The organism is Stenotrophomonas sp. STEN020, assembly GCF_056760195.1.
The window spans coordinates 1-9167 of record NZ_JBRREI010000095.1 but is presented as its reverse complement, the minus strand read 5'-3'; the positions used below and the strand labels follow the sequence as shown (position 1 = coordinate 9167).

The following is a 9167-nucleotide window of genomic DNA, read 5'->3' as shown; positions in this document are numbered from 1 at the left end:
CCGGCCGGGCGGGCCCGGGGCGGGCTCCACGGCCCCGGCCTCCCGCCCGCTCCCCCCCCCCCCCCGCCCCCCCCCCCCCCCCCCCCCCCCACTACAGGTGAGGCGACAACCAGCCGGTCAACACCGCCGCGTCGAACGGCCATTCCAGTTCCCTGCCTGCCGCATCACGCAATACCGGCACGCGCGCGCCGTAGGCAGCCTCCAGCGCCTCATCGTCATCGATGAACACACTCTCGAATTCCGGCGCCCGCGCCTGCGCCAGCACCGCCAGCGCCAAGTCGCACAAATGGCAATCATCACGTTGGTAAAGGATCAATCCCACTCGGCACCTGCGCAAGGAATGCTGCGCTGCAGACATGGCCTGCAGCAATGAACCCGTAGAATAGCGGCCATCTCAACGCAGTACGCAGAATCAGCATGTCCGTCAGTACGTTCGACCTGTTCAAGATCGGCATCGGCCCGAGTTCGTCACACACCGTCGGCCCGATGCGCGCGGCCGAGCGCTTCGTCCACCGCTGGCTGCTGGACCCGGGCCAACTGCCGAACGTTGTGCGCATCCGCGCCGAGGTGTTCGGCTCGCTGGCCCTGACCGGGCGCGGCCATGGCACCGACAAAGCGGTCCTGTTGGGCCTGGAAGGCCATCGCCCCAACGAAATCGACCCGGACATCATCCCGGCCACGCTGGAACGCATCCGCAGCAGCAAGCGCATCAAGCTGATGGGCCAGCGCGAGATCGCCTTCGACGAGAAGCGCGACCTGGCCATGAACAAGCGCCAGAAGCTGCCGTACCACACCAACGGCATGCGCTTCACCGCCTACGATGCCGACGACCAGATCATCGCCACCCGCGATTACTACTCGGTCGGCGGCGGCTTCGTGGTCAATGAAGATGACGCGGCCGACGACCGCATCGTGCCCGACCAGACGCCGATCCCCTACCCGTTCAAGAGCGGCGACGAGCTGCTGGCACAGGCTGCACGCAGCGGCCTGAGCATCGCCCAGATGATGTACGAGAACGAGAAGTGCTGGCGCAGCGAGGAAGAGATCCGCGCCAGTCTGCGCGAGATCTGGGACGCGATGCAGTCCTGCGTGACCCGCGGCATCCGCTCCGAAGGCACCCTGCCCGGCGGGCTCAATGTCAGCCGCCGCGCACCCACCCTGTACCGTGAGCTGTCATCGCGCCCCGAAGCGGCAATGCGCGATCCGTTGACCACGCTGGACTGGGTCAATCTGTACGCACTCGCCGTCAACGAGGAGAACGCCGCCGGCGGCCGCGTGGTCACCGCGCCCACCAACGGCGCGGCCGGCATCATTCCCTCGGTGCTGCATTACTACGACCGTTTCTGCCCGGGCAGCAACGAACAGGGCGTTTTCAACTTCCTGTTGACCGCAGCCGCCATCGGCATCCTGTACAAGGAAAACGCCTCGATCAGCGGCGCCGAAGTCGGCTGCCAGGGCGAAGTGGGCGTGGCCTGTTCGATGGCGGCCGGTGGCTTGATGGCGGCACTGGGCGGCAACCCCGGCCAAATCGAGAACGCCGCCGAGATCGGCATGGAACACAACCTCGGCCTGACCTGCGACCCGATCGGCGGGCTGGTGCAGATCCCCTGCATCGAGCGCAATGCAATGGGCTCGGTGAAGGCGATCAACGCCAGCCGCATGGCCATGCGCGGCGATGGCAAGCACAAGGTCTCGCTGGACAAGGTGATCAAGACCATGCGCGACACTGGCCGCGACATGCAGGACAAGTACAAGGAAACCAGCCGTGGCGGCCTTGCCGTCAACGTCATCGAGTGCTGATCCGCGCGTAAACCGGCGCTGGCCCCGTTGGGGCTGGCGCCTGCTGGCTTTGCTGTTGCTTTGGCTGGGCGCCAGCTGGCTGTGGAGCAGTTATTGGACCGCCGCGCCCGGCCAAGGCGCCGTCGCCACCGATGGCAGTTTCGACATCCCCATCAGCATCCGCCTGCAGGAACACTGGGCGTTGAACCTGGATTTTCACCCAGGCAGCTTGAGCGACGAGGAGTTCGCGCACCGCACCGCTCCATGGAAACAAGGAACGCCAGACGCCGACGCAATCACGCTGCAGTGGCGATTACTGGCGAACGACGGGCAACAGCTTGCCGCCGGCACCGCCCCGTTCCATCGCGTGGACAGCTGGTCGAACTCCACCGTCAGCTGCACCCAGCCTCTGCCGTCAATTCCACCCGGACACTACCGACTGGCAGGCCAGCTGAGCACAGCACCGCCTGCAGCCGCCGGCATGGATATGGCTGTTGCAATCAGAGCCGCCAATGGCAAGGCATGGAACAGCTGGCAGATTGATCTGGCCTGGTGGGCCGGGCTGCTCAACATGCTGCTGGCCCTGCCCTTGGCCATCCTCCTGTTGCTGGCGCTGCTGGCCCACACGCTGTGGTGCCGGCGCAGCCGTCCGCGCTAGCCGCAAGCAAGCACAGCCAAGTTCGAAACGAGCGCTCCCGATCCGCAGCACATGCGTATTGCAATGCCTCTGCTCGTTACACCAGAATCGCCCATCAAAACGCAGCTTCAGGGGGAGCGGATGCACGGCGAAAAGGAATCTGGCGAGCAAGCACCGATACGACGCCCGCGCTCGGCCGCACGCACCGCAGCGCCCGGCAACGGCATGGCGACCCTGATCAAGCTGGTACTTGCCGCGATGGTCCTGCTGTTGCTGGCCTACTACTTTGGCAATCGAAAGCCGGCGCCAGCAGTTGCTGACACCGCCGCAACTGCATCAGATGTCGCAGCGCCCGCAGCTGCAGCACCCGGCTCGGGCGCAGAAGCCATGGTCATCCAGGGCGAGAAGTCCACGACCATGGCGAACATCGACGAGGCGCAGATGTCGGTACAGGAAGGCGGCAGTGTATTGCGCATCGAAGGCAGCGTCGGCAGGAACTTCGCCACTGACATGAAGGCACAACTGGATGCCCATCCAAGCGTGCGTCGCATCGATATCACCAGCGGCGGTGGCTACGCCAATCCAGGCCTGGAAGCAGCACGTCTGATCAACCGCAACAACCTCACCGTGCGAGTTCGCTCGCACTGCGCCAGCATGTGCGTGGCACTTTGGGCTGCCGCCAACCAACGGCAGATGGAAGCCGATGCAGTGATCGGCCTGCACCAATGGAATCCGCAGTGTGATGCGCGCCCTGACGAAGCGGAGCGCAAGGAGTGCCACTACCAGGTCCAGTTCGCTACCGAGCACAACTCCAGCTACAACGCGTGGCTGCGTGCGGCCGGCTTCAACCAGCGCTTGTTGAACCTGCAGTCGCAGACCGCCTCCGAAGACATGGCGGTACTGCTCGCCCCGCAGCTCTGGGAAAACGGGGTGGACTTCACCGCAGTGGACAGCAATGGTGCGCGCATGAGCCGTGAAGCAGTCCTGCAGCACCTCGCCGCCAGAGCCAAGCGCAGCTGAGCACTCAGGCGGCGCGCCGGCCCAGCTTCAGCATGCCTTCCAGAGCCAACAGCGCCACCGCCAGCCAGATCGCCACATAGGTCGGCCACTGCCCGTGGCCGACGCTCTCACCCAGCAGCAAAGCCGCCAGCATCAGCAGCACCGGCTCCACATAGGTAAGCAGGCCGAACAGGCTGAATGACAGCATCTTCGAGGCCAGCATGTAGCACATCAGCGCCACCGCGCTGATCGCCCCGAGCAACGGAATCAACACGTACAAAGCTGGCTTCTGCGCCAACGCTGCCAGCAGCTGATGCCCATCACCAATCGCCGCCCACCAAGCCACCGGCAGCAACAGCACCAGTTCCACCCAGAACCCACCGAGGTGACCGATACGCAAGTGCCGGCGCAGCAGGAAGTAAGCCGGGTAGCCCAAGGCCACCAGCAGCATTTCCCACGACAGACCGTGGTTGCGCAGCAAGGCCCAGCCCACGCCGAGCGCGGCACTGGCCACGGCCAACTTCTGCAGGGCCGACAGGCGCTCGCCGTAGACCACTCGCCCCAGCAGCACCATCACCAAAGGCAGCAGGAAGTAGCCCATCGATACCTGCAACGCGCGGCCATGCAGTGGCGCCCACAGGAACAGCCATAACTGCACCCCGACCATGCCCGCGCACAGCGGCAACGCCCACCACAACCGGCGCTCAACCCGCACGCGTCGCAGGGTATCGGCAATGAGGGTTTTCTCACCGCTCACATGCAGCATCAGCGCAATCAACGGCACCGCGAACAACACCCGCCAGCCAAAGATCTCGGCGCCCTGCAACGGCGCCAGCTGCGGGCTGGCGTAGTACATCAAACCGAACAGCAGGGAGGCTGCCAGCGAAACCAGAACACCTTTGGACACAGCACACCTGTCAGAGGAAGAAAGCAGCGGCGTGCGACCTGCGCGGCATGGCAACGCAGGCTTCATGACGCCAGCACCCGGCATCATAAAGCCTGAGAAATGCACAGTTACTGCCGAGGGGTGGGTTTCACCGCCCACTCGACATCTTCGCGAGTGCAGTCGATGCCAGACCTCGCAGCTCCCTGCCTGGGTCGGCAATCAGTCCGCGATGCAGCACAACATTGGTGCTGCATCGGCGACACTCAGCGATTGACGATGGTCAACACGTCGTCCAGCAATGCTGCGGCGGTCACTTCGGCGCCCGCGCCCGGCCCCTGGATCAGCAGCGGCTGGGCAGTGTAGCGGTCACTGTGGATCGCCACCCGGTTGTCGGTGCCACTGCCACCGGCCAGGGCGTGGCCTTGCGGCAGCGCGCGCAGACCAACGCTTGCACCCTGCGCATCCAGACGGCCAACGAAGCACAGCTTCAAGCCTTGCGCCCGTGCCTGCTGCAGATGTTCTGCCAGCGGCGCGTCCAGCAGCGAAAGTGCTCCATCCACCTCCTCGGCGGAAAGTTCAGCCAACGCCGCCGGCACCAGTGAATCAACCTTGATCTGATCAGCTTCCAGCGGCACACCGGCAGCACGCGCAAGTATCAGCAACTTGCGCCGCACATCTTCACCGGACAGGTCAATGCGCGGGTCCGGCTCGGTGTAGCCGGCAGCCGCAGCTTCGCGCACGCAGGCCGAGAATGGCTGGCTACCGTCATAACGATCGAACAGCCAGGCCAGCGACCCGGACAGCACACCTTCGATGGCATGCACATGGTCACCACCGGCAACCAGGGCGCGGATGCTGCGCAACAGCGGCAGGCCCGCGCCGACCGTTGCCGCGTCACCATAGCGGGCGTCGCCGCTCGCAATCACCGCGCCAATCTGCTGCGCGCGCGCCAAGGCAGTGCCATTGCCCAACTTGTTCGCGGTCACCACATGGATACCCTGCGCCAACCACCGTGCATGGTCAGCTGCGACGGCTTCACTGGCGGTGGCATCCACCACGATGTCACCAACCCGCAGGCGCCCTACTTCCTCGCGATGCACCGGCTCATCACCCTGCCGCTGCGCGTCACGCGCACGCGACAGCGCCGCTTCCGGCGCATCCTCGCAGGCGAGCGCGACGCGCGAGTTGGCCACCACATGCAGTGAAGGCAGGCTCAGCTGCCGCTGTTGCAATGCTTGGTAGCGGGCAACAAAGGCCGAGCCAACCGTACCGGTTCCCAACAACACCAGCCGCGCCTGCGGCTGTTCCAGCGGACGCAGCACCGCGCTCATGCATCCACCGTTTTTTTACAGTTGCCAGCTGCCAGCTGCGCTTCGGCAATCACCTTGGCAGCACGCTCAAGACCGGCCTGCAGGTCAGCCACCAGGTCCTCGCTGGACTCGATGCCCACCGACAGGCGCAGCAGGCACTCACTGATGCCTGCCGATGCACGTGCATCGGCGCTCATTGCAGCGTGGGTCATGGTCGCCGGATGCGCGACCAGACTTTCCACGCCGCCCAGCGACTCGGCCAGGGTGAAGTAATGCAGGCCATCCAGGAACGCGCGCACCGCTGCATACGGATCTTCACCCTCGCAGGCAGCCAATTCGAATGACAGCATCGCGCCGAAACCCTTCTGCTGGCGAGCTGCCACCGCATGGCCCGGATGCGATTCCAGGCCCGGGTAGTACACATTGGACACTGCATCGCTGGCGGCCAGCAGTTCAACCACGGCGCTGGTGTTTTCCTGATGCACGCGCAGGCGCGCATCGAGCGTGCGCAGGCCGCGCAGGGTCAGGAAGGCGTCAAACGGCGAACCGGTCAGACCCAAAGCATTGGCCCACCACACCAGCTGCTGATGCACTTCGGCATCACGCGCGATCACCGCACCGCCGACCACATCACTGTGGCCGTTGACGTACTTGGTGGTGGAATGCAGCACCACGTCGGCGCCGAAGGCGATCGGCGTCTGCAGCGCCGGCGACAGGAAGGTATTGTCCACGACTACCTTGGCACCGGCCTTGTGCGCGGCCTCGATGACGAAGCGCAGATCGGTGATGCGCAACAGCGGATTGGACGGGGTTTCGATCAGTAGCAGCTTGGGCGACTGCGCCAGCGCATCGGCCAGCGAGCGCGGATCGGTCAGGTCGGCGGTGATCAGCTCGAAGTGGCCCTTCTTGGCCAGCGCGTTGAACAAGCGCCAGCTGCCGCCGTAGGCATCATGCGGTACCACCAGGTGATCACCCGGCTCCAGCAGCGCATTCAACACCAGGTTGATCGCGCCCATGCCGGTCGCGGTGATCACCCCGCCGGCGCCACCTTCCAGCTCGGCCAATGCTTCGCCAAGCAGGTCGCGGGTCGGGTTGCCACTGCGCGTGTAGTCGTACTGGCGCTTGTTGCCGAAGCCGTCAAAGCTGAAGTTGGACGACAGCACGATCGGCGGCGTCACCGCACCGTAGGCGGTATCGCGGTCGATGCCCGCGCGCACAGCGGCGGTGGCCCGGCTGCAGGAGATTTCGGAAGTGTGGGACAGGCTCATGCGGTTTCTCCAGGCAGGCGTAGGGCAGTGGCGAGGATCGCGTCAATGCGATCGGTTTCTTTGAGGAAGGCGTCGTGACCGTAGGGCGAGCGCAGCACGCGCAAGCTGCCGCGCTGGCCCAGGCCTTCGACCAGCGCGACCAGGTCCGACAGCGGCACCAGCCGGTCACCTTCAACCGCGACCACCAGGGTCGGCACGCTGACCGCAGCCGGATCAACCCGGTGCAGATCGATGGATTCGGACAGGCGCAGGTAGGCGTTGACGCGGGTGCGGGCCACGTATTGCGCACCGGCCGCGTCGAGGTAGTCCTCGGCGGCGACGCGCACACGGCCATTGACCACTTCCGGCGCAGCGTCGAAGCGCTCGCCAAATTCTTCCGGGGTGCGGTAGCTGAGCATGGCGAACTGACGTGCCAGCGCCAGACCGTGGCTCTCCGCACATTGCAGCTGCCCCAGCGCGACGGCACGGCGCTGCAATGCGCGCCACGCCGAGGCATACGGATGCGGACGATGCGCGCCGCTGACGGCGATCAGTTTGTGCAGCCGGCGCGGATGGCGGATGGCCAACTGCAGGCCGACCAAGGCGCCATAGGAATAGCCGACGAAGCCATGCAGCTGTTCGATATGCAGCGCGTCCAGCAAGGCGGCGATGGCATCGGCTTGATCGGCGGTATCGATAGGCGCATCCAGCTCGCCATCAGCACCGACGAAGTCAAAACCAAGCAAGCGTCGACACGCCGGATCCAGTGCGCGGCCAGCGCCGACCAGACCTTCGGCCCAGCCCTTTTCTGCATAGCCCGCATTTGCGCCGAGATGACGGTGCGCGGAAATACCACCGGCCACCAGTACCACCGGTGCGTCAGCAGCACCTACCAGCTCATAACGCAGGTGCAGCGCACGCTGACCTGCGTGACGCATGCGCAGTTGCACCTCGATCTCGCCACGCACAGCGGCAACGCTGCTGTCGGTACGGTCGATGAGAACAATGGGGGCAAGCTGGACTGCGGTAGCGGTGGCGAAACTCATGGCGGTATCCGATAAGGAGCGGCCATCGAGCTTTCGCGGAGCTCGTGTTCGCCGTACACGCGGTACGGATCGAACCATCTTTTCGGCGGACACGGAGGTCACCGCAGGATTTGGCACCAAACGCAGCCGCTTGCGCGTCCGCTGGTTGCCCCGGCTTCAAAGGGCCTGTCCCTCTGCCGGTCTCGATGGTGGCGCTACATTGCCAGCCCCCTTCCCGACTGTCAATCGCTTTATTCGCATAAAGAGATGAATAAGTTTCCAGGGCAACCAAACGGGCACAATCAGGCCCTGCCCCAAGGACACCGCACTGTGCCCCGCACCATTCCTGTACTGCTGTCGCTGGCACTGCTGTGCGCCAGCGACGCCGAAGCAAGTCCAAGCAGTCGCTGGCGCGAAGCCTGGAGACTCCCCACTGCATCGGCACCTGCCGTAGCGGCGTCCAGCTCGGACGCCTTCGCCAGCCTGCAGTTGCAGGCACGTGCAGGCGGACGCAGCGCCGTGGTCAGTAACCTGACCGCTGGACCGGTACAGGTCCGCCTACAGGGCGATAGCCGGGCACCGGCCGCCACCGTGCTGGCTGCAGGAGAGAAGCGCAGCCTGTTGTGGCTGGCAGATGATGGCAATCCACTGCGCTTGGCCCTGGACGCGTTTCCCGGCGACCCGGCAGCGCAGCCGCAGGATCATCTCTATCTGATGCCGCTGCAAATTGACACCGTTCGGGTCAGCCAGGCCTTCGCCGGCCACTACAGCCATAGCGATGCGCAGAACCTGTACGCGGTGGATTTCCCCGTGCCCGAAGGCACCCCCGTGCTGGCAGCGCGTCCCGGCCGGGTGATGCAGGTGGTCGACAGCCACGAACAAGGAAGCCTGCTGCGCATCCTGCACAGCGACGGCAGCATGGCGCTGTACGCGCATCTACAAGCCAGCAGCGCCAACGTCCGCCCTGGGCAGAGCGTGGTAGCCGGGCAGGCAATCGCCCTGTCCGGCAATACCGGCCACAGCAGCGGACCGCACCTGCATTTCGTGGTGCAGGCCAATACCGGGCTGGCGCTGCGCTCGATTCCGTTCCGAATGGGCAGCGCGCGCGGCGAACTGCAATTCCCCAGTCAGGGCCCCTGAACAGGCCGCTCCACCTGTAGTGGGGGGGGGGGGGGGGGGGGGGGGGGGGGGGGGGGGGGGGGGGGGGGGGCCGGGGGGGGGGGGGGGGGCGGGGGGGGGGGGGTGGGGGCGCGGGGCGGAGGGGGGGCCGGGCCGGCCGGGGCG

General features: G+C 65.6%; 9 protein-coding genes and 1 riboswitch. Of the genes, 4 read left to right on the top strand and 5 right to left on the bottom strand.

The genetic code is table 11. The features are described 5' to 3' along the window. Positions 1-91: 91 nt before the first annotated feature. Positions 92-322, bottom strand: a complete 231-nt coding sequence (locus tag ACVOLZ_RS21740; RefSeq protein WP_481517945.1) for a glutaredoxin family protein — start codon at positions 320-322, stop codon at positions 92-94. 95 nt (positions 323-417) lie between these two features. On the opposite strand from ACVOLZ_RS21740, the gene ACVOLZ_RS21735 reads away from it, so the two are divergent. The 3 genes from ACVOLZ_RS21735 to ACVOLZ_RS21725 all read left to right on the top strand — a co-directional run bounded on the left by ACVOLZ_RS21735 (position 418) and on the right by ACVOLZ_RS21725 (position 3436). Next, entirely contained in the window at positions 418-1800 is a 1383-nt protein-coding gene (locus tag ACVOLZ_RS21735; RefSeq protein WP_481517944.1) for an L-serine ammonia-lyase, read from the top strand. Then, complete coding sequence (locus ACVOLZ_RS21730) at positions 1766-2437, top strand: hypothetical protein (RefSeq protein ID WP_481517943.1); 672 nt, start codon at positions 1766-1768, stop codon at positions 2435-2437. The genes ACVOLZ_RS21735 and ACVOLZ_RS21730 overlap by 35 nt, the downstream gene beginning before the upstream one ends. Positions 2438-2557: 120 nt before the next feature. Beyond that, complete coding sequence (locus ACVOLZ_RS21725) at positions 2558-3436, top strand: hypothetical protein (protein WP_481517942.1); 879 nt, start codon at positions 2558-2560, stop codon at positions 3434-3436. Between the two features lie 4 nt (positions 3437-3440). Here ACVOLZ_RS21725 and rarD read toward each other — a convergent pair whose 3' ends face one another. The 4 genes from rarD to metX all read right to left on the bottom strand — a co-directional run bounded on the left by rarD (position 3441) and on the right by metX (position 7904). Beyond that, positions 3441-4322: an EamA family transporter RarD gene (gene rarD, locus ACVOLZ_RS21720; protein ID WP_481517941.1), complete on the bottom strand. Its 882-nt coding sequence runs from the start codon at positions 4320-4322 to the stop codon at positions 3441-3443. A gap of 242 nt (positions 4323-4564) precedes the next feature. Next, positions 4565-5632, bottom strand: a complete 1068-nt coding sequence (locus ACVOLZ_RS21715) for a homoserine dehydrogenase family protein (RefSeq protein ID WP_481517940.1) — start codon at positions 5630-5632, stop codon at positions 4565-4567. Further along, entirely contained in the window at positions 5629-6879 is a 1251-nt protein-coding gene (locus ACVOLZ_RS21710) for an O-succinylhomoserine (thiol)-lyase (RefSeq protein WP_481517939.1), read from the bottom strand. The genes ACVOLZ_RS21715 and ACVOLZ_RS21710 overlap by 4 nt, the downstream gene beginning before the upstream one ends. After that, a complete protein-coding gene (gene metX / locus ACVOLZ_RS21705; protein ID WP_481517938.1) occupies positions 6876-7904 on the bottom strand; it encodes a homoserine O-succinyltransferase MetX in 1029 nt (342 codons plus the stop codon). Before metX ends, ACVOLZ_RS21710 begins: the two co-directional genes overlap by 4 nt. A gap of 71 nt (positions 7905-7975) precedes the next feature. Then, positions 7976-8096: riboswitch (SAM riboswitch) on the bottom strand. Between the two features lie 117 nt (positions 8097-8213). Here metX and ACVOLZ_RS21700 point away from each other — a divergent pair. Further along, the gene (locus ACVOLZ_RS21700) at positions 8214-9023 is read left to right on the top strand and encodes a M23 family metallopeptidase (RefSeq protein WP_481517937.1); all 810 of its coding nucleotides are present in this window, start codon (positions 8214-8216) and stop codon (positions 9021-9023) included. The last annotated feature ends 144 nt before the right edge of the window (positions 9024-9167 follow it).